This is a genomic window from Cohnella cholangitidis (assembly GCF_014107495.1).
GTDB classification, from domain to species: Bacteria; Bacillota; Bacilli; order Paenibacillales; family Paenibacillaceae; genus Cohnella; species Cohnella cholangitidis.
This window is the reverse complement of record NZ_CP041969.1, coordinates 2,271,252-2,295,754: the sequence shown is the minus strand read 5'-3', so window position 1 is coordinate 2,295,754 and position 24,503 is coordinate 2,271,252. Positions and strand designations below refer to the sequence as shown.

At 51.4% G+C, this 24,503-nt stretch carries 19 protein-coding genes, 2 pseudogenes and 1 riboswitch; of the genes and pseudogenes, 10 read left to right on the top strand and 11 right to left on the bottom strand.

The window, feature by feature from the left end; genetic code table 11:
- Positions 1-38 precede the first annotated feature (38 nt).
- Positions 39-146: riboswitch (guanidine-I (ykkC/yxkD leader) on the top strand.
- 124 nt (positions 147-270) lie between these two features.
- Both FPL14_RS10950 and FPL14_RS10945 read left to right on the top strand, forming a co-directional pair.
- Positions 271-609 carry a DMT family transporter gene (locus FPL14_RS10950; protein WP_182302975.1) on the top strand — a complete coding sequence of 113 codons (339 nt, stop codon included), beginning with the start codon at positions 271-273 and terminating at the stop codon, positions 607-609.
- Complete coding sequence (locus FPL14_RS10945; RefSeq protein ID WP_324617896.1) at positions 609-926, top strand: DMT family transporter; 318 nt, start codon at positions 609-611, stop codon at positions 924-926. Before FPL14_RS10950 ends, FPL14_RS10945 begins: the two co-directional genes overlap by 1 nt.
- On the opposite strand, the gene FPL14_RS10940 is transcribed toward FPL14_RS10945, so the two are convergent.
- The 3 genes from FPL14_RS10940 to FPL14_RS10930 are packed head-to-tail and all read right to left on the bottom strand — an operon-like array spanning position 923 to position 3,568.
- The gene (locus tag FPL14_RS10940; protein WP_182302974.1) at positions 923-2,584 is read right to left on the bottom strand and encodes an alpha/beta fold hydrolase; all 1,662 of its coding nucleotides are present in this window, start codon (positions 2,582-2,584) and stop codon (positions 923-925) included. The two genes, FPL14_RS10945 and FPL14_RS10940, sit on opposite strands and share 4 nt — an antisense overlap.
- 32 nt (positions 2,585-2,616) lie before the next feature.
- Positions 2,617-3,297 (bottom strand): SdpI family protein, encoded by a 681-nt coding sequence (locus FPL14_RS10935; RefSeq protein WP_182302973.1) that lies wholly within the window; start codon positions 3,295-3,297, stop codon positions 2,617-2,619.
- The gene (locus FPL14_RS10930) at positions 3,287-3,568 is read right to left on the bottom strand and encodes an autorepressor SdpR family transcription factor (protein ID WP_182302972.1); all 282 of its coding nucleotides are present in this window, start codon (positions 3,566-3,568) and stop codon (positions 3,287-3,289) included. The genes FPL14_RS10935 and FPL14_RS10930 overlap by 11 nt, the downstream gene beginning before the upstream one ends.
- Positions 3,569-3,995: 427 nt before the next feature.
- On the opposite strand from FPL14_RS10930, the gene FPL14_RS10925 reads away from it, so the two are divergent.
- Positions 3,996-4,322, top strand: coding sequence for a transposase (locus tag FPL14_RS10925; RefSeq protein WP_182299820.1), 327 nt, complete (start codon positions 3,996-3,998; stop codon positions 4,320-4,322).
- Between the two features lie 29 nt (positions 4,323-4,351).
- Complete coding sequence (locus FPL14_RS30750; protein WP_182301390.1) at positions 4,352-5,242, top strand: IS3 family transposase; 891 nt, start codon at positions 4,352-4,354, stop codon at positions 5,240-5,242.
- 285 nt (positions 5,243-5,527) lie between these two features.
- On the opposite strand, the gene FPL14_RS10915 is transcribed toward FPL14_RS30750, so the two are convergent.
- Positions 5,528-6,643, bottom strand: coding sequence for a TFIIB-type zinc ribbon-containing protein (locus tag FPL14_RS10915; RefSeq protein ID WP_182302971.1), 1,116 nt, complete (start codon positions 6,641-6,643; stop codon positions 5,528-5,530).
- Positions 6,644-6,655: 12 nt separating this feature from the next.
- Positions 6,656-7,696 carry an SPFH domain-containing protein gene (locus FPL14_RS10910; RefSeq protein WP_182302970.1) on the bottom strand — a complete coding sequence of 347 codons (1,041 nt, stop codon included), beginning with the start codon at positions 7,694-7,696 and terminating at the stop codon, positions 6,656-6,658.
- 180 nt (positions 7,697-7,876) lie between these two features.
- On the opposite strand from FPL14_RS10910, the pseudogene uvrB reads away from it, so the two are divergent.
- The 3 genes and pseudogenes from uvrB (at position 7,877) to uvrA (ending at position 14,173) form a co-directional block, all read left to right on the top strand.
- A pseudogene (gene uvrB, locus FPL14_RS10905) lies at positions 7,877-9,876 on the top strand (excinuclease ABC subunit UvrB).
- Between the two features lie 292 nt (positions 9,877-10,168).
- On the top strand, positions 10,169-11,155 hold the full coding sequence (locus FPL14_RS10900; RefSeq protein WP_182302969.1) for a diaminopimelate dehydrogenase: 987 nt from the start codon (positions 10,169-10,171) through the stop codon (positions 11,153-11,155).
- A 160-nt stretch (positions 11,156-11,315) separates the two neighbouring features.
- A pseudogene (uvrA, locus tag FPL14_RS10895) lies at positions 11,316-14,173 on the top strand (excinuclease ABC subunit UvrA).
- Positions 14,174-14,236: 63 nt separating this feature from the next.
- On the opposite strand, the gene ilvN reads toward uvrA, so the two are convergent.
- Together ilvN and ilvB are read right to left on the bottom strand one after the other, a co-directional pair.
- Complete coding sequence (ilvN, locus tag FPL14_RS10890; protein WP_182302968.1) at positions 14,237-14,719, bottom strand: acetolactate synthase small subunit; 483 nt, start codon at positions 14,717-14,719, stop codon at positions 14,237-14,239.
- A complete protein-coding gene (gene ilvB, locus FPL14_RS10885) occupies positions 14,716-16,455 on the bottom strand; it encodes a biosynthetic-type acetolactate synthase large subunit (protein ID WP_182302967.1) in 1,740 nt (579 codons plus the stop codon). Before ilvB ends, ilvN begins: the two co-directional genes overlap by 4 nt.
- Positions 16,456-16,583: 128 nt before the next feature.
- On the opposite strand from ilvB, the gene FPL14_RS10880 reads away from it, so the two are divergent.
- Together FPL14_RS10880 and FPL14_RS10875 are read left to right on the top strand one after the other, a co-directional pair.
- Entirely contained in the window at positions 16,584-18,599 is a 2,016-nt protein-coding gene (locus FPL14_RS10880; protein ID WP_182302966.1) for a LuxR C-terminal-related transcriptional regulator, read from the top strand.
- A gap of 2 nt (positions 18,600-18,601) precedes the next feature.
- Positions 18,602-19,507 carry a TolB-like translocation protein gene (locus FPL14_RS10875; protein WP_182302965.1) on the top strand — a complete coding sequence of 302 codons (906 nt, stop codon included), beginning with the start codon at positions 18,602-18,604 and terminating at the stop codon, positions 19,505-19,507.
- A gap of 66 nt (positions 19,508-19,573) precedes the next feature.
- Here FPL14_RS10875 and FPL14_RS10870 read toward each other — a convergent pair whose 3' ends face one another.
- The 4 genes from FPL14_RS10870 to FPL14_RS10855 form a co-directional block, all read right to left on the bottom strand.
- Positions 19,574-20,113 (bottom strand): hypothetical protein, encoded by a 540-nt coding sequence (locus FPL14_RS10870; protein WP_182302964.1) that lies wholly within the window; start codon positions 20,111-20,113, stop codon positions 19,574-19,576.
- 75 nt (positions 20,114-20,188) lie between these two features.
- Positions 20,189-20,341: a hypothetical protein gene (locus FPL14_RS10865; protein WP_182304236.1), complete on the bottom strand. Its 153-nt coding sequence runs from the start codon at positions 20,339-20,341 to the stop codon at positions 20,189-20,191.
- Positions 20,342-20,520: 179 nt separating this feature from the next.
- A protein-coding gene (locus FPL14_RS10860) for an IS1182 family transposase (RefSeq protein ID WP_182299310.1) occupies positions 20,521-21,878 on the bottom strand; the annotation gives its coding sequence in 2 pieces (ribosomal slippage) (positions 20,521-21,308 and positions 21,308-21,878; 1,359 coding nt in all).
- Between the two features lie 145 nt (positions 21,879-22,023).
- Positions 22,024-23,643: a nitrite/sulfite reductase gene (locus FPL14_RS10855; RefSeq protein WP_182302963.1), complete on the bottom strand. Its 1,620-nt coding sequence runs from the start codon at positions 23,641-23,643 to the stop codon at positions 22,024-22,026.
- A 587-nt stretch (positions 23,644-24,230) separates the two neighbouring features.
- Here FPL14_RS10855 and FPL14_RS10850 point away from each other — a divergent pair.
- Entirely contained in the window at positions 24,231-24,464 is a 234-nt protein-coding gene (locus tag FPL14_RS10850) for a hypothetical protein (RefSeq protein ID WP_182302962.1), read from the top strand.
- The last annotated feature ends 39 nt before the right edge of the window (positions 24,465-24,503 follow it).

Genomic DNA, 24,503 nt, shown 5'->3' with positions numbered 1-24,503 from the left:
TCGCGCAACCTGAAGTATTTTTGAATGACATCATCAGTAAATAGGCTTTCTAGGGTTCCACGATGCGAATGCGTATCGGATCGGTCCGAGAGAGAGCGCGTCTTCCTAAGCGAAGATGAACACGGCGGGATAAAAACCCGGGAGTATCGATGACGGCACGTAAGCGACGTTTAACGTTGCTTGGAGTCGGCGATGCTCTCGGTTTTTTTGTGCCATTAAACCGGAGTCCGCTGCGACTCGCAGGGGTAAAATACAACTTGGAGGTGCAGTATGAATCGGAATTGGTTGTTGTTATTGGCGGCGGGGATATGCGAGGTAGGTTGGGTATCCGGATTGAAGCACGCTTCCAATGCGTGGGAATGGGCTTTAACCGCATTAGGAATTTTAATAAGCTTTGTCGGTTTAATTTATTGTACGCGCGCTCTGCCGGTCGGTACGGCCTATGCGGTGTTCACGGGGATAGGCGCCGCGGGCACGGTGCTCGCGGAATCCGTTTTTTTCAACGTGGAATTGGATGCCGCTAAGCTGGCTCTCGTCATTGTTTTAATTATAGGAATAGCCGGATTGAAAATGACTACGGATGCTAAATCGAAGGAGGTGGAGGAATAATGGCATGGATCGTGCTCGTATTCGCGGGATTGTTCGAGGTCGTGGGCGTACTCGGAATGAATAGGCTGAAAGACAAAAAAGACAAGCTGAGCGTGCTCTTGCTTGCCGGCGGCTTCGTCGCCAGTTTTCTTCTGCTCTCTATAGCGATGCAATCGATCTCCATGGGAACCGCTTATGCGATATGGACGGCGATAGGAACGGTTGGAGGAACCCTCGTAGGCATGTTGTTCTACGGAGAGTCCCGCCAAATCCGCCGCATTTTCTTCCTTTGTCTAGTCATCGGCGCCGTTATCGGGCTTAAGGTTCTTGGTCATTAATTCTTGTTGATCCACTCGGCAATGTCTTGAACGACTTGCTTATCGACGTTGCCCGAGGAGCCGGAAACGTTCATGAAGAAATGATTCAGTCCGGGATATAACTTGAAAGTAGCGTTAGCGTTTCCTTTAAGCTGCTCCTTCAAGAGGGAATAATCTTTATCCGCGTAGACCTGGACATCTTCCTCGCCTTGCAGCACGAAGATCGGTTTGACCAGCTTGCTTACGAGATCGGCGGCACCGTGAGCGTCCATTTCCTTTAAGTAATAGGCAGGCATTCCGAATACGACTTGAGCCATCGCTTCCGAGTCCGACAGGTTGCGAATGTTCCGGGCCTTCTCCAGCTCCGCGGCAAGCCACGCTTCGTTCGTTTTCTTCGCCGGATCTTTGTCGTCCATCGCTTGGATATAGTCGGCGTTCTGATCGGCGCTAATTTCCCACAGCGGCCGCGTTGAACCCGCAAGGATGATCAGTCCGGCGAAGTCTCCTCCTTCGGCGTCGATTCTCGGAGCCAGCAGGCCGCCTAAGCTATGGCCGGCAATATACACATGCGATGCGTCGATTCGTTTATCGCTTTTAAGCAGGTTGGACGCGGCGATGGCGTCGTCGACCGTTTCGTCTTTTACGGTGAACTTGGCAAGCATGTCGGGAGTAAAGCTCTTGCCGTGAGTAAAAGTTCTTTTGTCGTAGCGAAGCACGGCAATGCCTTGCTGGGCGAGACCCCATGCGATATCGCGGAACGGTTTATAAGTTCCTACCGTCTCGTCCCGGTCGTTCGGTCCGGATCCGTGAACGAGGACAACGGCAGGCACGGGACCTTTAGCGTCCTTCGGAAGCGTTAACGTTCCAGGCAGCGGGTAAGCCGTTCCTTCGCCGATGATAACCTCGTCTTCCGTTAGGTTGGAGGGAAGAGGAACGACGGTTTGTACGGGCTTTAACCACAAACCGATAATTTTGTTGTTATCGTTAAGATTCAGGGATAGAACGACATTGTTTTTAGAGAACCCGAGCAGGACGCCGATTTCCTTGTGCTTAGTCACGTTAGGATTCGACTGGATGGATTGAATGCCAACGAATGAGCCTGCCGCCGAAACCGTCTGCTCCCAGCCGGCTTTCAGAGCTTCGACCGGCAGCGCTTGTTTAACCGAATCGTCGAAGTAGTCGTCCGAGAGCGATTGATAATCGCCGGCAGCGAGCTGTTTCACGATGGCTTGAATAGTGGCCTCAACGCCTTGCGGCGAAGCGATGGCGGCTTCCGAACGTTGTTTGTTATAGCTCGTTTGCATGCCAAGCACTTTCTCGAAGAAGGATAGAGGCACATATACTCGGTTATTTTTTACGACTGCCGCCGTCCCGAATGGCACGATTGTACCTTCGGAAATAGTAGCTTTGTTCTCTTCAAGCTTAAACGTAATCTTAATAGACGGTTTGGTAAGCTGAACCATTCGGGTATTGTTGTCCAGTTTGGTCTCTAAACCCAGCGCTTGAGCGGCATGGCGAACGGGGATCATGATGTCGTTGCCCTTTGCGTATGGCTGGGCGTCAGGGAGGATCACGGGTTTGTTATCGATCGTAAGCTTAAATGCCGAAGCCGATGCTTGAAGAGGAAACGACGATAAGAGCAGCGAAGATGCTAGCGCGAACATAGTGAGCTTTTTCATGGATTAAATCCTCCGTATCTTAAATAAAATGTTTAGGCTTTGGAGATCCGTCTGTGCAGCATGTAAGAATAGACGGCGGGAATCAGCGAGCTCCCTAAAGCGCATGTCAGCACGATCGCCGCTATCCATGGAGAAGGAACGAACCATGCGCTCGCGAACATCAAAATTCCCGAGACCACCCATAACCGGGCTCCCATGCGATGAGTGAGGCGCCAGTTGTTTTCGTCGAGCAGCGCCCACGGCGTGCGGATTCCGATGAAGAAGTTGCTACGCACTTGCCCCATTCGGTTGCCGATGACGATCCACAATAGGCCTAACCCGCCAACGATAAGATTAACGATAGGCAAGCGATATCCGGCTTGATCAATGATGATCGCCATAAACAAGGCGTGAATGAAAAGGCTGATCGCCCAGCGCATAAGATCGAAATAGCTTTCGAAGCGGGCGTAGTTTTTTTTGCGCGGATCGATATGGCGCATGAACGACAGAACGGTAGGCAAGGCTACGCCGATACCGGCATACATAAGCCAGAAGCTCCATTTGGCCATCGTGTCGTCTTGCTCGCCGCGGATGTTATAGTGCGAAGCGACTTGATCCGGCAAACGATCATTAAAGATAAAATAGAGGATAAGGAACAGCAGCACGTTCGTTCCGAGTAGAATCCAATCTTTCCTCGACCCTAATTTTCGAGCGGTTTGATTTTCATTTGTCATCGGTAGACTCTCCTTTTGTGCCGATCATGCCGAGAAACCAGCCCATGGCTTCCTGCATGACGGTAAGATTGATGGAGTAAATGATATTTTGCCCCTGGCGTTCGTCTTGGACGAGCTGGGCTTGCTTGAGAATGTTCAGGTGATGCGAGATGCTCGGTTTGGAAATGTTGAATTGATCGGCGATGTCCCCCGCGGACAAATCCTTCTCTTTCAGCAGTTGGAGAATTTTCCTTCGGGTGGGGTCGGACAGCGCCTTGAATGCATCGTTCATGGATAGGATCACCTCTGTCATTCAAGCTCGTGATTTGACAATTAGATAATCATCTAAATCTTATATTTAGATGATAAGCTAAATATTAAATCGTGTCAACGCGAGCAGCGCAAAAAAACAGGCTATCCCATATGGTTTATTTAGAGACAACCTGTTCTTTTAAGGGTTCATATCGATTTCCGGTATTAGGGGCGGGGTCTCTCTTCTACCATAATTTCAAATAACGGCACCGCGTGCCGCTAACGCGGGAAAATGGGCGTTTAGTTTTGGAATAACGGCACCGCGTGCCGCTAACGCGGAAAAATGGGCGCTTAGTTTCGGAATAACGGCAGCGCGTGCCGCTAACGCGGAAAACTATTTAGCCCCCTAATCCCTTTGGACACTTTCTCCAACTCAAAGTAAACTTAAATGAGTGGGGGAAATGTTCGTGAAGAGACGTTTTCATTGTACGGAAGAGTTGAAGAAGGAGTATGTGGCGTTGGTGGTCTCCGGATATCGAACGGAGCATGTAGCTAGGGAACACGGGATGTCTCCATCAACTCTTCAGAGATGGGTACGCCAATATTGGGATGAGGTGCAGGCTGAGATGGTCAAAAAGAAACAGCAAGTAGATCAGATCACTAAAGATTCTCAAGACTTGCAAAAGAGATATGACCAAGCCATGAAGTTGCTTGGAGAGAAGGATTTGGAGATCGCCATTCTCCGAGACCTGGTAAAAAAAACGAATCCACAGTCGACACCCGACTCGAAGTAGCGCTACCCTGGATTGCTGCCGGTTACCCCGTGAAAACGGTGCTCCGTATTTGCAAGGTACCGCGCTCTACGTATTACTATCGCCTACAACATCCTACAATTACGCCAGCAACTCGTGGCGGCCGGCCCGTTCCGGGATACTCTTGGAACCACCGTGGAGAGAAGATTTCGGATGCGCGAATCAAAAGCTACATTCGCCATCTGCTCTCCCAAGAAGAAGAGTCTTGTTATGGCTACCGCAAGCTTACGTTGTGTCTTAGAAGGCAGTACAAGCTGCGTATCAACAAGAAGAAGGTTTACCGTCTTTGCAAGTTGCTAGGCGTCCTGCAGCCTCAAAGAGAGGTGAAGAACAGTGTGCCTCGCAAGGTAGCGAACAACCGCGTGGTGACTGGACCCAATCAGCTATGGCAAATGGACATTAAGTATGGGTATGTCACCGGCCTTCGTCGACATTTCTACTTAGCCAGCATTATAGACGTGTATGACCGCGGCATCGTCACACATTTCAGAGGCAAATCATGCGATACCAAGGCGATCCTGCAGATGGTCCAGAAAGCACTTCTGAAACGAAACGTGCATGTAAACGAGCATCGGCTCGTAATACGCACGGACAATGGTCCGCAGTTTTGTAGCCATGCTTTCCATGCATTTTCGAACGAAATGGGCTTTGAGCACGAACGCACGCCTAATCGCACACCCAACAAAAATGCATATATCGAATCGTTTCACAGTGTCTTAGAACGAGAATGTTACCAGAGAAATGTCTTTGAAACATACGAGCAAGCTTTTGCCGTTGTGGATCGATATATTCGTTTTTACAACGAAAGGCGGATCCATGGAAGTCTCCAAGATCTGTCCCCAGCGGAGTACCTTAGCAAGCATCTAAATGGACTCATTAAACCGCGAGAAATCGCGCTTTAATACGATAGAACCTGAAATTGGACGAGAGTGTCCAAACTTAGGGGGTTGAACCGAAATAACGGCACCGCGTGCCGCTAACGCGGAAAAATGGGCGTTTAGTTTCGAAATAACGGCACCGCGTGCCGCTAACGCGGAAAAATGGGCGTTTAGTTTCGAAATAACGGCACCGCGTGCCGCTTTTCTCTTGCTTGCGCACTTTCGTGATCGACAAGAACCATTCAATCTGGAGAATGAAATCGTAATGTTTTACGCGGTAGCCGGTCTTTGGGACGGTTTCGACTCCATTTAAAACCCCGTTGAATCAACCTGCTGGTTCATAACGAAAAGGATAATTGCGCCCGCGATTCCAAGGCACGCTAGCACGAATAGCGTGATCTTGATCGCGCTGCGGGGGACGTGGCCGGAAACCGTGCCCGTCTGCCCGTTCACCATATAGTAATACGGTTTGGATTTGTACTTATAGTTCGCGTTCCACACCGGCAGCAATAAGTGCTTGTAAGTCACGTCGTCGTAAGAGGTTCGAATGTTCAGATTGCGGATTTCGTCGCCGCCGATAATGTTTTTGACTTCCGATTCGATATGGCCGTCCGCTACTTGCTGCGCTTCAGTCCAGCCTTGTTCGCGGGAGACGGAGTATCGTTCGGAAATATATCCGCTCAAATACTCGGGGCGGTAAACGTGAAGCTCCCCGAGATTGAAATCCCCGAGTTTCTCCAGCAGGTTCGAATCGTAATGACCGGAAGCCGGGATCAGAATATCGTCGAAGCTGCGGTCATAATCTCCTCGGGTAGAGTGCCATACCGTATACCGCTCCGTGTCCGTATAGGTTTCCGTTTTACCGTTCACCACTCTCGTGCGGGTCACGGTGCGATAATGATAGATGCCGACTTCCGCGGAATAGACGGAATAGGTTTCGGTATCGTAGGTCCAGTACGGGATATAGATGCTGTTAAGCTGCGAGCTTACGTTCTGCTTCTTGAAGGCGTTGGGCAGAAACCAACGTTTCTTCTTCCAAGCGGCGAAGGAGCTTAGAGCTTCGTCGCGCGAGATCTGGAAAGGAATAATGGATTCCGGCCGAATGGTTCGGGAATCATCCTGAACAAGCACCTTCGGCGAACCGCAGAACACGCATTGGGAAGTGGTCTGTCCGGCGGGGATCAACGTTTCCCCTCCGCATGATTCGCAATGGATCGCTTGCTGTTCCGTTCCCCAATCCTGCAGGCTTTCCATATCCTCGTCGTCGCTGTAGAAGGAGTACTCTTGCGGTTGCTCGATGATGGCGTCTATCGCTTGCTCCGATCCGCAATATCGGCATTTCAAGTTCTGGCTTTCCGTATCGAAAACCATAGGACCCGCGCAGCTCCCGCAGGGAAATCGAATGGCTGAAGGTTGGCTGTTCATCGCTTCCTCCGATTAGGTTTTGCTTCCGCATTCGGAGCAGAATTTGGCGTTCTCGGCCAGCTTGCCGCCGCATTCGGAACAAAATTTCTTGCTTCCCGGCTGCTGCTGTGCCGGAGCTTGCTGCTGTGCCGGAGCTTGCTGCGGTGCCGATTGCTGCTCGGAAGGCGGGGCTTGCCGCGGTTCGGAGTTCCGTCCGTTCATTTGGTTCATCATCTGGCCCATCATTTGCCCCATAGCCATGCCCGCGCCTAGACCTGCGCCAGTCCCGGCCGCTCCGTCCGGCTGGTTGGCGGCTTCGCGGATGGCTTCCGCGGTCTGGAATTTCATGTATTGGTCGAGGTTGCCCGCAATGTTCATGGACGATCTTCGATCGATCATCTTCTCGACTTCTTCCGGAAGCGATATATTCTCGATCGTTACGTTCGTCAAGCTTAAACCGATCGCGGCGAACTGGGGCTGCAACCGCGTGACGGAGAGGGCGCTCAATTCGTCGTAGGAGCTGGAGAGGTCCGCTACCGGGATTTTGGCTTCGCCGATCATGTCGCTGATTCCGGATACGACCGCGGATTTGAGAAAGCCGGTAATCCCCGCCGTAGTGAGCTCTTGTTTCGTCCCGAATATATCTTTCAGGAAAACGACGGGGTCGCTGATTCGGAACGAATAGTTGCCGAAGCCCCGCATGCGGATAATGCCGAATTCGGGATCCCGCATAATGACGGGGTTCGTCGTTCCCCACTTCAGATCCGTGAAGTTCGTCATGTTGAGGAAATAGACATCCGCTTTGAAAGGCGAGTTAAACCCGTATTTCCAGGAATTCAGCGCGGTCAGCACGGGCAAATTCTGCGTGCTTAGCGTATGGGTTCCGGGTCCGAACACGTCGGCGATCTGGCCTTCGTTAACGAAGATCGCGGTTTGCGATTCGCGCACGATAAGCTTTGCGCCCATCTTGATCGCGTTATCGTACGCGGGGAAGCGATAGACGAGAACCCCCTTATCGTCCAACCATTCTATGACTTCGATAAATTGCCCTTTGAGAAAATCGAACAATCCCATTCCTGATCTCCAATCTGCCGCCTCCATGGAACGGAGGAGCCTTTTTCCATATCCTATCACAAATCGGAATATCTCTGTCGGATAAAGGAATATTTTCGAGCGGATGAATTTTTGACGGGCAACCCGGATAAAGTTATAATACATGGGAACACACATTCTGATATCGAGGGGATACCGGAGATGGATGCATCGGACGTAGAACATAAACCTTTTAAGCTGGTATCTGAATATTCGCCTTCCGGCGACCAGCCGGAAGCCATTCGGCAGTTGGCCGAAGGAATTGCCGCAGGCAAGAAGCATCAGACGCTGCTAGGGGCGACGGGAACGGGGAAGACGTATACGATCGCCCAGACGATAGCGAAGGTGAACAAACCTACGCTGATTATCGCTCATAACAAGACGCTGGCGATGCAATTGTGCAGCGAATTCAAGGAGTTCTTTCCCGAGAACGCCGTAGAGTACTTCGTCAGTTATTATGACTATTACCAACCGGAAGCTTATATCCCGTCTACGGACACCTACATCGAGAAGGATTCCAGCATCAATGACGAGATCGATAAGATGCGGCATTCCTCGACGGCTTCTCTCTTCGAGAGAAGAGACGTTATTATCGTGGCCAGCGTATCCTGCATCTACGGTCTCGGTTCTCCGGAGGAGTATCGCGATTTGCGGCTGAGCTTGCGGGTCGGGATGGAGAAGTCGAGAAACGCGATTCTGCATAAGCTGATCGACATACAGTACGAACGCAACGACTTGAACTTCGTCCGGGGAACTTTCCGCGTGCGCGGGGACGTCATCGAGATTTTCCCGGTTTCCCGCGGCGATTCGGCTATTCGCGTGGAGATGTTCGGGGACGAGATCGAGCGGATTACGGAAATCGACGTTCTCACCGGCGAGATTACCGGCGTGCGCGACCATGTCATTATTTTCCCGGGGTCTCACTTCGTGACCGGCGAGGAGAAGATGAAGCGGGCGCTCGTGAACATCGAGCGGGAATTGGAAGAGAGATTGGTCGAGCTAAGGGAAGCGGGCAAACTGCTCGAGGCCCAGAGGTTAGAGCAACGTACCCGGTACGATCTCGAGATGATGTCCGAGATGGGGTTCTGCTCCGGGATCGAGAATTATTCGGGGCCGATGACGTTCCGCGAACGCGGAGCGACTCCATATACGCTGATGGACTTCTTCCCGGACGATTATATGATCGTGATCGACGAATCGCACGTTACGCTGCCGCAATTGCGGGCCATGTACAACGGAGACCAAGCCCGTAAATCGGTCCTCGTCGACCACGGCTTCAGATTGCCCTCCGCGAAGGATAACCGACCGCTTAAGTTCGAGGAGTTCGAGGAGAAGGCGACGCAGCTCGTATTCGTATCCGCTACGCCGGGACCTTACGAATTGGAGCACTGTCCGACTGTAGTCGAACAAATCATCCGCCCGACCGGACTGGTGGATCCGATCATCGAGCTTCGTCCGACGAAGGGCAGATCGACGACCTGCTCGGCGAGATTCGCGATCGCATCGCCAAAGACGAGAGGGTGCTCGTAACGACCTTAACGAAAAAAATGTCCGAGGACTTAACCGACTATATGAAGGAAGTCGGCATTAAGGTGCGATATCTCCATTCGGATATTAAGACGTTGGAACGGATGGCGATCCTGCGGGATCTTCGCTTAGGGACTTTCGACGTGCTCATCGGGATCAATCTGCTCAGGGAAGGCTTGGATTTGCCGGAAGTCTCGTTGGTCGCCATCCTGGATGCGGATAAGGAAGGGTTCTTGCGATCGGAACGCTCGCTCATCCAGACGATCGGACGGGCGGCGCGGAATGCGGGCGGGCGGGTTATTATGTACGGTGACAATATGACGGATTCTATGTCTAAAGCGATAGGAGAAACCGAGCGTCGCCGGACCATTCAGCTCGCGTATAACGAGAAACACGGAATTACGCCGCAGACGATCGTGAAGAAGGTTCGCGATCTTATCGAAGCGACGAAAGCCGCCGAGAGCAAGAGCGGCTATTTGGCCGGAGTCGAGGATCTCGGCAAGCTGTCGAAGAAGGATCGCGCGTCGATGGTCGAACGGCTCGAGTTCGAGATGAAGGAAGCGGCGAAGAGCTTGCAGTTCGAGCGGGCCGCGGAGCTTCGCGACGCATTGATGGAGCTAAAGGCCAGCTTATAATGGCCAATTTTGTAAAAGGAATAGAGCGGAATGGATATCCGCCCTATTCCTTTTTTTTGGCAATTTACGCATGGGGATTGAATCAGTTCTTTCTTGTATGCAATGCATGAATTTACATGCGATAGTTTTGTAATTTTTTCACAAAATAAGCTGTTGCGTGCCCTTCGATTGAGGTAAAATAATGGAGGTGTCGATTCATGGGGAATTATACGAGTTATCCGATTATTGACGGCAATAGGTGGCACTTATTAATGAGGGCGATCATTCCGCATATTATCTAGGAGGAAATAAAGTGAGCAAAACAATCTCGGTAGGCATTGTTGGTTACGGTAATTTGGGTCGGGGCGTAGAGCATGCGATTCGCCAAAACCCGGACATGAAGCTTGAAGCGATCTTCACCCGCCGCAATCCGGAAGCGGTAGAATCGGGAGCTACTCCTATGGTATCCATCTCGGATATCGAGCAATACAAAGGCAAGATCGACGTCATGATCCTGTGCGGCGGTTCCGCCAAGGATTTGCCGGAGCAAGGACCGGCGTTGGCGAAACACTTCAACACCGTCGACAGCTTCGACACTCATGCCCTCATCCCGGAATATTTCAATAAAGTCGACGACGCGGCGCAAACCTACGGGAACGTAAGCGTCATTTCGACCGGCTGGGACCCGGGGTTGTTTTCCTTGAACCGTTTGCTGGCGGAAGCCGTATTGCCGGAAGGCAAAGAGTATACGTTCTGGGGCAAAGGCGTCAGCCAAGGCCACTCCGATGCCATTCGCCGCGTGCAAGGCGTAAGCAACGGAATTCAATACACCATTCCTCGCGAAGCTGCCGTTGAGCGCGTTCGCAGCGGAAGCAATCCGGTGTTGACGACTCGCGAGAAACATCTTCGGGAATGCTACGTCGTATTGAAAGAAGGCGCGAACGCCGAAGCCGTAGCGAACGAAATCAAAAATATGCCTAACTATTTCGCGGATTACGAGACCGTCGTTCATTTCGTAAGCGAGGAAGTTCTGCGGGCCGAACATTCCGCGATGCCTCACGGCGGAAACGTTATTCGCAGCGGGCAAACCGGACAAAACAACGGCAGTACTCAACTGATCGAATTCAGCCTGAAGCTGGATAGCAATCCGGAATTCACGGCGAGCGTGCTTGTCGCTTATGCCCGTGCCGCTTATCGTTTGGCACAATCCGGGCAGAAGGGCGCGAAAACCGTATTCGACGTTCCTTACGGCTTGCTGTCGCCGAAATCGCCGGAGCAATTGCGCAAAGAGCTTCTGTAATTTAAGCTCCGAGCTCCGACAGACAATTAATTACAAATCATTTGCATGACCAGCCGCAGTTCTGTATAATGAACGGGAACACACATTCTTATTTTGTGTGCGACTGCGGCTGGCATGAACATAAAGGCCCCCGCTTTGTCGCGAAAGGGGCTTTTTCGTTTTGGCTAACGAGAAGATCGTAATCAAGGGCGCTCGCGCCCATAATTTGAAAAATATCGACGTCACGATCCCGCGGGACAAGTTCGTCGTCCTGACGGGGCTGTCCGGTTCGGGTAAATCTTCGCTTGCTTTCGATACGATTTACGCTGAGGGACAACGGCGTTACGTGGAATCGTTGTCCGCGTACGCGCGTCAATTTCTCGGGCAGATGGACAAACCCGACGTGGATTCTATCGAAGGGCTGTCGCCGGCGATTTCCATCGACCAGAAGACGACGAGCCGCAATCCTCGTTCTACGGTCGGAACCGTTACGGAAATCTATGATTATTTGCGGTTGATGTTTGCCCGCGTAGGTAAACCTCATTGTCCGGAGCATGGGATCGAGATCACGTCCCAGACGGTAGAGCAGATGGTGGACCGGATCATGGAATATCCGGAACGTACCCGGCTGCAAATTCTTGCGCCGGTCGTCACCGGACGCAAAGGAGAACATGCCAAGCTGCTTGCCGATATTCAGAAGCAGGGCTTCGTGCGCGTTCGCGTGAACGGCGAAATCCGGGACCTCTCCGAAAGCATCGAACTGGAGAAGAACAAGAAACACTCCATCGAAGTCGTCGTGGACCGCATCGTCGTGAAGGATGACGTGGCTTCCAGGCTTGCCGATTCGTTGGAGACGGCGCTTAAGCTGTCGGGCGGCCAAGTGCTCGTCGATATTATCGACAAAGAAGAGATCATGTTCAACTCCAACTTGGCATGTCCGGAGTGCGGCTTCTCTATGGATGAGCTTGCTCCGCGGATGTTCTCGTTTAACTCCCCGTTCGGCGCTTGTCCCGAATGCGACGGGCTCGGCGTGAAGATGGTCATCGATCCCGATCTGCTTATTCCCGATCGCTCCAAGAGCATTGAAGAAGGCGCGTTCGAAGCTTGGGCGGGCAGCACTTCCAATTATTATCCTCAATTTCTTGCGGCTGTGTGCGCCCACTTCGGAATTCCGACGGACGTGCCGGTCGACCAATTAAACGATAAGCAAATGCAAGTCATATTGAACGGCACCGGCGGAGAGAAGATCCGTTTCCGTTACGAGAACGAGTTCGGCCATACGCGCGACGCGCAAGTGCCGTTCGAAGGTGTCGTACACAACCTGGAGCGGCGTTACCGGGAAACCGGATCGGAAGGCATTCGCGAGTTCATCGAAGTCTATATGGGCGCGAAGCCATGCGGCAAATGCAAAGGACAACGGCTGAAGAAGGAGACGTTGGCCGTCACGGTCGGCAAGGAAAATATTGCCTACGTGACCTCGCTGTCGATCGGCGAAGCCCAAAGATTTTTCTCTGAGCTGGAGCTTACCGAGAAGGAGCAAACCATTGCCAACCTGATTCTGAAAGAGATCAACAATCGTCTTGGCTTCCTCGTCAACGTAGGATTGGAGTACTTGACCTTATCCCGCGCGGCAGGCACGCTTTCCGGAGGAGAGGCTCAGCGGATCAGGCTGGCGACGCAGATCGGCTCAAGCCTAATGGGCGTTCTGTATATCTTGGATGAGCCGAGCATCGGCCTTCACCAACGCGACAACGACCGGTTGATCCAGACGTTGAGCCATATGCGCGACCTAGGCAACACGCTGATCGTCGTCGAGCATGACGAGGATACGATGATGGCGGCGGATTGGATTATCGATATCGGTCCGGGCGCGGGCATCCACGGAGGACAGGTCATCTCGGAAGGAACGCCGAAGCAAGTCATGGCGGATCCGAATTCGTTGACGGGCGCCTATCTTAGCGGACGCAAGTTTATTCCCGTCCCGCAGGAGCGCCGCAAGCCGAACGGCAACTGGATCGAAATCAAAGGCGCTAAGGAAAACAACCTGAAGAACTTAAACGCTAAGTTCCCGCTAGGCGTCTTTACGGCGGTAACGGGCGTTTCCGGTTCGGGTAAATCCACTCTCGTCAACGAAATCCTATATAAGACGCTAGCGCGGGATCTTAATAAAGCGAAAACACGTCCGGGCGTCTACAAAGAGTTTATCGGACTCGAACATTTGGAGAAGGTCATCGACATCGACCAATCGCCGATCGGACGGACGCCGCGCTCGAATCCGGCAACGTATACCGGAGTGTTCGACGATATTCGCGACGTATACGCGATCACGAACGAATCCAAAGTTCGCGGGTATAAGAAGGGCCGCTTCAGCTTTAACGTTAAGGGCGGCCGTTGCGAGGCCTGCAAAGGAGACGGCATCATTAAGATCGAGATGCACTTCTTGCCGGACGTGTACGTTCCGTGCGAAGTTTGCAAAGGCAAACGATATAATCGCGAGACGCTGGAAGTGAAGTACAAGGGCAAGAGCATTGCCGAAGTACTGGAGATGACGATCGAGGATGCGACCGAGTTCTTCGTCAACATTCCGAAAATCCACCGGAAGATGCAGACGCTGATGGACGTCGCCTTGGCTATATGAATCTGGGCCAGCCTGCGACTACGCTCTCCGGCGGGGAAGCGCAGCGGGTGAAACTTGCCGCGGAGCTCCATCGCCGCAGTACGGGCAAGACGCTCTATATTCTCGACGAGCCGACGACCGGACTTCATGTGGACGACATCGATCGTCTGCTGCAAGTGTTGCACCGTCTAGTGGACTCGGGAGAAAGCGTGCTTGTTATCGAGCATAACCTGGACGTGATCAAGACAGCGGATTATTTGGTCGACTTGGGCCCTGAAGGCGGAAGCGGCGGCGGAACGATCGTGGCCACCGGTACGCCGGAGGACGTGTCCAAAGTCAAAAACTCATATACGGGCAAATATCTTGGACCGGTGCTGGAGAGAGACCGTGCGCGGACGGAAGCCGCGCTATCGAAAGCATAAAATAAACGGAAGACCGATGAACGCTTCATCTGGTCTTCCGTTTTTTTTTGATTGCGAGCGGGATCATCCTCTAGCCATCGCCGTCTCGCCGGTTCTTGTGATTTCCACGATGCCATATGGTCGAATGAGCTGGAGGAAGGCATCGTTTTTCTCCCGGTCTCCGATGACCTGAACGATAACCGTATGCATCCCTACGTCGATAATGGAACATCGAAAAGTTTGCACGAGACTGTTCATTTCCATTTTGGTCGCCGGATCGGAAATTAACTTGACCAGCAAGAGTTCTCTGGCCACGGATGGCTTGCTTTCCAAATGCTCCACCTGAATGACGTCGATAAGCTTGCGTAGCTGATTGCACAGTTGGCGGATCCGGTCGTCGTCTCCGGTCGCCACAACGGTCATTCGGGACAGGTTTTCCTTTTCCGATACTCCGACCGTAATACTGTCGATGTTATAACTGCGTCTGGAGAATAGACCGGACACCCGCTGGAGAACCCCTGGATCGTTGCGAACGAGTACGGAAATACGCTGCTTGGTTGCGTTCATCGCGAGTTGCCTCCTAGAATCATTTCATGCAAACCCGAACCTTGCGGAACCATCGGAAAGACGAGTTCATCCTTGGAGATGACGAAATCGATCAAGAACGGACCGGGCGTTGCCAAAGCTTCTTGCCATAAGCGTTCGGCGTCCGCCTTGTTATCGGCTCTTCCCGCCGGAACCCCGTAGGCATTGGCCAGCTTGACGAAATCCGGGCTCCCGGACAAGTCGATATGGCTATATCGTTTATCATAGATAAGCTCTTGCCACTGCTTAATCATGCCTAACGTTTCATTGTTCAGAATAACGACTTTAACGGGGATACGATGAATGGCGCATATGGCCAGCTCTTGGGCGCACATCTGGATGCCTCCGTCGCCGTTGATCGATACGACGATTTTACCCGGATTGCCGATTTGGGCTCCGATGGCGGAAGGGAAACCAAAGCCCATCGTCCCTAACCCTCCCGAAGTAATGATGGATCGGGGATGTTTATAACGGTAGAACTGGGCAGCCCACATCTGGTGTTGGCCGACGTCCGTCGTAATGATCGCTTCGCCTTCGGTCGTACGGGAAATCATCTCCACGACATATTGCGGCTTCAACACTTCGTCTGAATCTTCGTAAGCAAGAGGGTATTCGCTTTTCATTTGCAATAAGCGTTCGACCCATTCTTTTTTGACCGGTAGAGGTTCGCCCAACAGGTCGTTCATTCTGGAAAGGATATGTTTCGCATCTCCGCATATCGCGATCAAAGTCGGTACGAGTTTTCCGATCTCCGCTGCGTCGATGTCTATGTGGGCAATGCGGGCATTCGGAGCGAAGTGCTCAAGCTTCATCGTGACCCGGTCATCGAACCTCGCGCCGATCGAGAGGAGCAGGTCGCACTGGATAAGCGCTTGATTGGCGGCGTACGTGCCGTGCATACCCGGCATTCCCAACCACATTGTTTCATCGCTAGGATATCCGCCCAACCCGAGAAGAGTGGTGACGATCGGCATTCCCGTCCGTTTTACGTAATCGATCAGCTCGGTCGATGCGTCGGAGTACACAATCCCGCCGCCGGCAAGGATTAAAGGTTGCTTAGAAGTCCGAATGGCGGTAAGGAGCTCGTGAATCCGGGAATCCGTATCCCGATGTTCGGGCGGAGCAAGCTCGCGAATGCTCAGATGTAAGGGATATCTAAAGGTCGTAAACGCGGCGGATACGTCTTTGGGAATATCGATCAGTACGGGGCCTTTGCGACCGGATCGCGCAATATGGAAAGCTTCGCGAATCGTACCGGCCAGATCGTCGACGCACCGAACGAAGAAATTATGTTTCGTAATCGGTTGGGTGATTCCGACGATATCCGCTTCTTGAAAACTATCCGTGCCGATCAAATCCGTCGGCACGTTTCCGGTAATGACGACCAACGGCACGGAGTCCATATGCGCCGTAGCGATTCCCGTTACGAGGTTCGTGGCTCCGGGACCGGAGGTCGCGATTACGACTCCGACCTTTCCGGTGGATCTAGCATACCCGTCGGCGGCATGGATCGCGCCTTGCTCGTGCCGGGTAAGGATATGGCGGAAGTCCGGATTGTCGTGCATGGTGTCGTAAATATAGAGGACCGATCCTCCCGGATACCCGAAGACGCATTCCACGCCTTCCAGCAACAGCATGCGCAGCAAAATTTCCGATCCGCTGATCCGCTCTTCTTGTTTCAATTGTTCGCGGGTTTTGTTCTTGTATATCGAGTTCATTCTCGGTTCAACCCTTTCTTCAGTCGCGATAGGGTTAAGGTACCATGGGAGCCGCTGAACTGAGGCTATCCTTTCGGATACATTGATAGTATACTTTTTGATAAAAATGGAAACGGTCAGGTGCGATCATGAGCGAAACGATCGGTCATCGAATGACTAAACTCATGAATGATCATTTCATCGGGCGCGAATTCGAGCTTCGTTTGTTCGAACGTTTCATGGATCGAACGTCGGAGCGGCCCGAACGGATCATTAATGTTTACGGAACGGCTGGAATAGGAAAAACCTATCTATTGGATCGATATGGGCAAATCAGCCGCAGCTTTGGAGCTGTTACGGTTGCTATAGACGTTCGCGAGGCTTTGGGGAGCAGCGATGCCTTTTGTCGGTTGGTCTTGTCTGCCATGAAGCATGCGGAAGAGCCGACTCGTGACGGAGATTGTTTGTTGTCATGCGTTAACGCGATTAACGATTCATCGTCTAAATCGTCCGTTGTGCTGCTAATAGACGGCTACGAGGAAATCGGGAGTCTGGATCACTGGTTCAGGCAACGTTTCCTGCCTTTGCTCGATACGGGCATACTTGTCGTCATCGCCGGCAGGTTTCCGTTGGAAGGTCCTTGGAGGTACTCCCCCGCATGGAAAAGCCTAATCGTAAGATTAGCTCTGGCTGAGCTTACCTATGAGGAAATCCATGCGTACTTACGGGGCTCCGGAATTCAAGATGAAATCCTGATCGATACGATCTGGTTAAAGACTCTAGGCCATCCGTTATCGTTATCTTTGTTGATGCCAATAGAGGCTTTGAGCCTTTCTCCGCCTACGAGCGAAGAGTCGATAGACGAACGAATCCAACACTGGCTCTCGGAAGCGCCTGACGAGGAGCTTCGCCAACTTCTGTACGCCAGCTCCGTCTCCCGTACGTTTCATCAGGATTTGTTAAGAGAAATTACCGAACGGGAAGTGCAGGCGACGACTTTCGAGAAGCTGATCGGACTCTCGTTCGTGGTTAAGCGAGCAAGAGGCTGGCAGCTTACCGAAATCGTATGGGAAGCCTTGCGCAGATCGTTTAAGACCAGAATGCCGGAAACGTTCGCGGCTTACTGCCGTAGAGCTATCCATCATTACGCGGGTAAAATAGAAGAGGGATTGTCGGAGCATCGCGTAAGGGATTGGGAATTCGCGCAATTGATGAGGTTCTCATCCCGTCCTGTATTAAGGGCGCATCTGCGCCATTCAAGGGAATCGAGCCATTATTGGGAACCGGTCGATGCAAGGAATTTGCATGAAGTCGATGCCTATATAAGGCAAAGGCTGCTCAACGCCAAACCGCAGAAAATTCGTTGCTCGGATTCCGAATCGAATTCGATTTTCAGGTTCGATATGACAGCCGACCAAAGCTTGCGTAGATTGAAGATGATGGAAGTAGAAGCACTCATGGGGGCCGGCGAGGATGGTTTGCAGCTTCTCCGATCGAGAGCCGGTGAAGTCGTAGGGTTATTCGCCATCGTGCCTATACACGAGAAAACCTTGCCTTTTCTCAAGGAAGCTCCTTTGTCTCGGGCCTATTTTCAAAGCTTGGATGCGGCACGTTCTCAAGCTCTTCAAGTGCCGGAATCGAGCCCTGCCGGCTGGTACGTATACGGAATCGATGTCGCGGATCTGGAGGACGAGCAGCTTCGCGCTAACATCGTTCATGCCTTGTTCGAGAAGATCGTGACGGGAGGTTTAGTCGTCCAATCCCCGCCGCCGCTCGATTATTACCTTCATGCGTGCGAAGGGCTAGGGTTCGAGAGAGCGGAAGGGGGCGATCATTTCGCTTACGGCGAAGAGGAGTCCGCCTCGACTTTCGTCATCGATACGAGAAGGCACGGGCTCATGTTCTATCTAGGTAATATGATTCCCGAGCTGACAATCGGCCATGAGGAGCTTCTGCCATCTCCTGTTGCTAGAGAAAAGCTTCCGGAGTTGACTCCCAGGGAAAGGGAGGTCGCCGATCAACTGATCAAAGGAATGACGAACGCGGAAATCGCCTCGGCGTTATATATAAGCGAAGCCTCCGTCAAAAAACACATCAACACGATGCTATCCAAATACGGCTTTAGAAATAGGACGCAGCTGGCTCGCAAAATTTTAGGAGGTTAGTCATGGTTCGAAGCGGGGTGATATGCGCATTTATTCTCGGGATAGCGTTGCTTGCATCCTGTACGAGCTCGAATTCCGAACAAGCGGAACCTCTAACGTCGTCAAGCGAAGTCGGAAACGTAAACGATTATTGGGAGGATATCGCCAAGCAGGGCTTGATGATGTCTCCTTTCGTGGATCCCGAGCCGCCAATGGAATATATACGCATAGGATTAAAGCATGCTAACCCGGACGTCAGATGGTTCTGCGCTTACAAAATCTTAAAACATGCTCCGCAACTAGATCGGCAGGACCGCGACATTCTAAATCAATTGACTAGGGATGATGCAGAAGCCGTTCGGCAAGCCGCGACTTTCGTGGAGTCGGTGCTTCAGGAAACGTTCGACGGCGATCGCTTTAAACGTTCGCCTGCAAGCCATCAAGTAGCGTTCCATCTCTATCACGAGTCGAGGTACAATGATGGGGAGTTATGGGTAGCGCTAGACGGGAAGTTGGAAAGATTAACGAAGCTGGAAGGCAGCATTACTAAGCTTGCCTATTCCCCGGACGGGAAAAAGATTAGCGCCGAATATGGAGGGCGGATTTGGAGCTCCCTTGCGATCGTTGACTCTGTTTCCGGTAATCGCGCGTTGCCGGACATCATCGGAGAGATAATCGCGGACCCTGCCAACGGTTACGATGTCGATCCCCGGAAGGTCGATCGATTCGATCCGTATTTGCAATTCATCGAGTGGAGTCCGGACAGCACTCGGCTACTCGTGTCTTATTCCTTTAGCGAAGGTTTGGATAAGTACGATTATGGTTGGGCCATATATAACGCGGAAGAAGATAAGATAGTGAAGGTGTACCCGTCGGAACGGGCTATATACGACACGAAACCGGATGGGTTCAATTGGGATATCGCGTAGGCTGGGAAATCCATTCTACGAAAGAGAAAGACGAATCGCCCGTAGGGGAACGATTCGTCTTTCTCTTTACTCCAGGGTATGGATATGCGATTCATGCGAAGGGTTGATCAACAAAATCAACTGCTTCTGCAGCTTAACGATGTTTTGCTGTTTTTCGAGTATTTGCCGTTTCTGTTTAATGATCGTTTGAAGATCGCTCTTGGCCGAGCTCCATTGTTGGCCGGAGGCGTGCTTGTGGAAATTGTCCCATGCCTCGTGTTTCTGCTTGCGCAAATCGTGAATGGAATCGCGCGAAGACTTCATCTGTTCGATAAGTTGTCTCGCGGGTTTCTTGAGCGTCTTGCGCTGCTCCGAAGTAAGCGTTTTGCGGGCATCCTTGATTTGGTCGTTTTGCGATCTCATCTGCACGAATAAGCCCTTCTGCTCGGTTCTGATCTGATCCAGTTGGGTCTTAAGCGCTTGAATGTCTGCCGGATAAGAGCTCCAGTCAATCATCGGAGGCTTGTCGGAGTGGTGGTGATGCTCGTTAGGAGCGGCGGCGGCAAGAGCAGGCACAGAGATCGTTAGCATGGCGAGCGCTGCTAATGTTAACAGTTTGTTCTTCATTGTAGGTTCCTCCCGAAGTGTGGATTCCCCCATAGTATGGACGAAAATTCGCCTTCCATTCTTTGGATGCCAACTTTAATACGGTTGACCGCCAGCTACGTCCGCCTGATAAGCGATCAAGCTGATGCGTTGCCCTGTTCGTTCCGACATGCGAGCTTCCAGATTCCTGATTTCCTCTACTTCTTCCGGTTTAAGCGTCGCGAGCGAATACAGTTCTTCGTGCATCATGATGGATTCCTCCCGATAATGGTATCCGTTGTAGTATGGAACAATGCTTTCGGATTAACACCATAAAAAAAGACCTTCCGGAAACGGAAGGTCAGATCGTCGAGAAACCCACGTCTTTTTAGACATTGGGTTTCTTTTTTTATTTAGGTGCCTGGAAGAGGGGGGATCTGGGGAGATTATTACCCCATTTCCCTCCTGTCCAGATGGAGGGCAATCTTCTTCATATTCTGTACAGCAGCAGTCATAAGCGCTTGCTCGGTCACATTTCGCAGTCCTCGCAAACGGCAATAGCGAAACCCGTGGAGCTCTTTGGCGTCCGCAAAGCTTCGCTCAATCGTTTCTTTTCGTTTGCGGTATAGCTTCTTGCCCGACTTGCTCAGTCGGTTAAGTCGCACGCGCTCTTTGCTCTCTTCCCACACGTGCCGAGTCACGACTTTTCGGCGGTTCTGTGACCGGGTACACTTGTTTAACATCGGACATGACGCGCATTGCTGCGGATCAGAAGCATAGTGTCGGTAACCATGTCGGTCTGTCGTTTTGTACGGTAACTCCTGCTTTTGCGGACAAATATAAAGATCTCGCTCGGCATCATACTTAAATTCATGTTTGTGGTACAGGCCTTGTGTAGGATGGAATCTGCGGTGAGCAATAACGCCAAAGATTTTCCGCGTGTCCAACCCCTTACAGATCGGTGCTGTGAGGTAACCTGAATCCAATGCTACTGCTTCTACCTGAAAACCGAATCTTTCGCGTTGACGGTCCAATCGTTCGAGATAGGGCATCGAATCATGTACGTTACCTGGCGTGACAAAGACATCGGTAATGAGATTGTACTTCATATCAACCGTGCGGTGGTCCAGATAAAAGAAGCCTTCCGGCTTGCCGTCGCGAACCATATACCCGCTATCGGGATCGGTGGTACTAACCTTCACTTCCTTGTCTTCGTTCACCTCCTCTCTAGGTTTCAGGGCTTTTTTCCATGCGCCTTCCGATCAGCTTCAACAGCGGCGTTCAGCTCGTCCACATACGCCTTCGTATTTTGCTGCACTTGTTCTTTGGTGTACTTATGTTTATTGGCGCTGGACTTGATGTGAGTCGAGTCGGAAATAAGGACTCTTCCGCCGACCATCCGGTGTGAGATCGCTTGTAAGACGATTTCATCAAAGATATCTTGAAATACAGTTGTATCCTTAAACCGTGTTCTTCTATTCCAGCTAATCGTCGTATGATCCGGCACGCGGTCAGTCAATCCGAGGCCGAGGAACCAGCGATAAGCAAGATTAGTCTGGATTTCTCGCTCCAACTGCCGTTCGGACCGAATGCCATAGAAGTAGCCCAGAAAAATCATCTTAAAGAGTACGACCGGATCAACAGCGGGACGACCATTGTCTTCGCAATAAAGTGGGCGTACCTTATCATCGATGAAAGAGAAGTCGATATATTTATCGATCTTTCGAAGCATGTGATCGGCGGGAACAAGATCTTCGATGGAAACAAATTCATAGTTCTGTTGTTTATCGCGATTAGAACGAAGCATGGAAACACCATCCGTTCGGTATAGTTAAATCTATTATACCAAATTAACGCGGTGTCGTATTAAACTATTTAGACATAATAAAAGCTGTCGAGACTTTCTCGACAGCCTGACCTTCCGGAAACGGAAGGTCTTCGTAATAAGACGATTATGAGGCGACGGACAAGATTTCCGTCAGTTTATTTTGCATCGTTTCAATACCGACGCGTTCTACGAATTGGTGGAAGGATTCGCCGTTTTGGCGAGCTTCCTTGTAGAAGTTAATCAGTTGCTCCAATACGTTGTTGACGTTGTCCGCTTTAACGCGGCCTTTCAAGGCCGTGTTGTACTTAGCTCCGGGTCCAAGCGTTCCGCCAACCGCGATATCGTAGGCATCGACCATTCCCTCCGGCGTTTTCACGAGAGAACCTTGAAGGCCGATATCGGCAACGTGTTTCTGTCCGCAGCCATTAGGGCAACCGATGAAGTGAATGCGAACCGGTTCATCCAATTGAACGTGCTCGTCTAGGTAAAGAGCGACCCGACGCGCGAATTCTTTCGTTTCCACGATCGCGAGGTTGCAGAACTCGTTACCCGTGCAAGAAACGGTACGGCTCATGAAGCGATTAGGATTCGGGTTCAAACGCTGCAGCAGCGGCTCGCCTAGAAGCGCCTGCACATTGTCGTCCGAAACGCCGGTAAGCATGATGTTCTGCGCGATAGTCGTGCGAATCGTGCCGTCGCCGTATTTGTCCGCCAGATCGGCAAGAGTATCGAACTCGTCGCTGTTAGTCCGGCCGACCGGAATGTTAAGGCCGACATAGTTATACCCGGCGGTATTTTGCGGATGTACGCCGTCGAAGTATGCAGCGTTCCAACCAATCGTGCGATCGTCTCCGAGGGAAGGCATTTCGCCGATTAGCTTAATGAGCTCTTCCTGGAACTTCTCGACTCCCCACTCCGCTACGAGGTACTTCAAGCGGGCGTAGTGACGTTTCTCCCTATACCCGTGATCGCGGAACAATGTCGTGACGCCGATAGCGACTTTAAGCGCCTCTTCGGGTCTAACGAACATATCCATTTGACGAGCCAAGTGAGGTTTGGCGGACAGACCGCCGCCGACCATGACGTGGAAGCCAAGCACTTCTTGTCCGTCGATGACTTTGGAAGCCGGCGTGAAAGCCAAGCATTGAATCTCGGCGTTCGTGCTGTTATAGATATTAGTCGAAATGGACATTTTATATTTCCGAGGCAAGTTGGAGAAATCGCGATTGCCAAGGAAGAACTTCTCGAACTCGTCGACGACAGGAGTCGTGTCGAACAGCTCGTTAGGATCGATGCCTGCGAGCGGGTTGCCAACGATCGTACGAGGGCAGTCTCCGCAAGCTTCGAAAGCGGACATGCCTACGGCTTCCAAACGATTGAAGATGTCGGGCATATGCTCGATCTCTAGCCAGTGATACTGAATCGCTTGACGCGTCGTTACGTCGATCAGATTCCGTCCGTAATCGCGTCCGATAGCGGCTAGCTCTCGTGCTTGAGCGCTTGTCAATACGCCGCCTGGAATCCGGATCCGCATCATGAAGTGGCCGTTGTTCGGCTTTTGCTGATATACGCCGGCCCATTTGAATAAGTTGAAATCCTCTTGCGGAATCGAAGCGAAGCCCTCTTTGGAATACTTCTCGACGATGTCGCGAATGATGTCGAGACCGTCCTTCTCCATCTTGTAGAACTCGAATTTATTCAACTTGGACGGATCGCGATCCATCCATACCGCTTTGTAAGCCATCTTCCTGTTGCGACTCCCTTCATCGGAATATCAATCCATTCCGATACCCTTTGTTTGAATAGTGTTTAAATCGTACCATAGTTTATCCTAAGCGACAATGAGAGCGAGGGAATACGAATCATAAAAGTTACTGATACTACCTGTAATCCTTTCTTATAATAAGACGAGGGAAAGTGTGACAAACTTGTTACGGCATTAACTTCGGACTTGCAAGCTAGCCGCTCAGAAGCTAACATAGGTAAAGATGGGTTTATTAGGTCAGATAAAGGAGGTCCCCTTTTTATGTTTCTAGCTACGGAGGCAGTTAAGAGTACATACTCACACTTCGATATCTTTATGATCGTGTTCACGGTCCTTATTGCGATTGGGCTAGTGCGTCTTTTAATGCAACGGCCTCGGAAAAATGTGCTGGCGATCGGATTTTCGGTAGTTGCGCTTCTGATTTTCCTGGCAGCGGATTGGAAGATGGTTAGCGGTTGGTAATAAAAATTTTCAATACTCGCCGATAAACGGGCTTTGGGACTTCGGTTCCGAAGCTCGTTTTTTGTTTTTAATAAGGGAAATATACTGGATTCTTCGGCATCTTCGTGTGGGAAGACACCTTTAGCTTCAATGAGCTATCGTCGGCAGTAGACGAATATTACCGGAAGGAACAATCGGATAATGCCAAGTTACGCATCGTCGAGAACACGGTCGTACAGCTCGCGGGTCAAACGACGAAAAAAGTCGTGACCGAGAATACGGCGAACGACGAGATAGGACCGCACAGAATGATTACTTACTATGTCCTTAAGGATGGTAAAGAACGGAAGCGAATATAATATAATTAGTAGAACTTTATGCATGCCCGCTATGGATGA

What these genes read in the sequence shown, in the direction of transcription:
- FPL14_RS10940 (WP_182302974.1), bottom strand. Translation starts at nt 2,584, where the DNA reads ATGAAAAAGCTCACTATGTTCGCGCTAGCATCTTCGCTGCTCTTATCG.
- FPL14_RS10950 (WP_182302975.1), top strand. Translation starts at nt 271, where the DNA reads ATGAATCGGAATTGGTTGTTGTTATTGGCGGCGGGGATATGCGAGGTA.
- ilvN (WP_182302968.1), bottom strand. Translation starts at nt 14,719, where the DNA reads ATGAACGCAACCAAGCAGCGTATTTCCGTACTCGTTCGCAACGATCCA.
- ilvB (WP_182302967.1), bottom strand. Translation starts at nt 16,455, where the DNA reads ATGAACTCGATATACAAGAACAAAACCCGCGAACAATTGAAACAAGAA.
- FPL14_RS10875 (WP_182302965.1), top strand. Translation starts at nt 18,602, where the DNA reads ATGGTTCGAAGCGGGGTGATATGCGCATTTATTCTCGGGATAGCGTTG.
- FPL14_RS10945 (WP_324617896.1), top strand. Translation starts at nt 609, where the DNA reads ATGGCATGGATCGTGCTCGTATTCGCGGGATTGTTCGAGGTCGTGGGC.
- FPL14_RS10930 (WP_182302972.1), bottom strand. Translation starts at nt 3,568, where the DNA reads ATGAACGATGCATTCAAGGCGCTGTCCGACCCCACCCGAAGGAAAATT.
- FPL14_RS10935 (WP_182302973.1), bottom strand. Translation starts at nt 3,297, where the DNA reads ATGACAAATGAAAATCAAACCGCTCGAAAATTAGGGTCGAGGAAAGAT.
- FPL14_RS10915 (WP_182302971.1), bottom strand. Translation starts at nt 6,643, where the DNA reads ATGAACAGCCAACCTTCAGCCATTCGATTTCCCTGCGGGAGCTGCGCG.
- FPL14_RS10865 (WP_182304236.1), bottom strand. Translation starts at nt 20,341, where the DNA reads ATGATGCACGAAGAACTGTATTCGCTCGCGACGCTTAAACCGGAAGAA.
- FPL14_RS10855 (WP_182302963.1), bottom strand. Translation starts at nt 23,643, where the DNA reads ATGGCTTACAAAGCGGTATGGATGGATCGCGATCCGTCCAAGTTGAAT.
- FPL14_RS10880 (WP_182302966.1), top strand. Translation starts at nt 16,584, where the DNA reads ATGAGCGAAACGATCGGTCATCGAATGACTAAACTCATGAATGATCAT.
- FPL14_RS10910 (WP_182302970.1), bottom strand. Translation starts at nt 7,696, where the DNA reads ATGGGATTGTTCGATTTTCTCAAAGGGCAATTTATCGAAGTCATAGAA.
- FPL14_RS10870 (WP_182302964.1), bottom strand. Translation starts at nt 20,113, where the DNA reads ATGAAGAACAAACTGTTAACATTAGCAGCGCTCGCCATGCTAACGATC.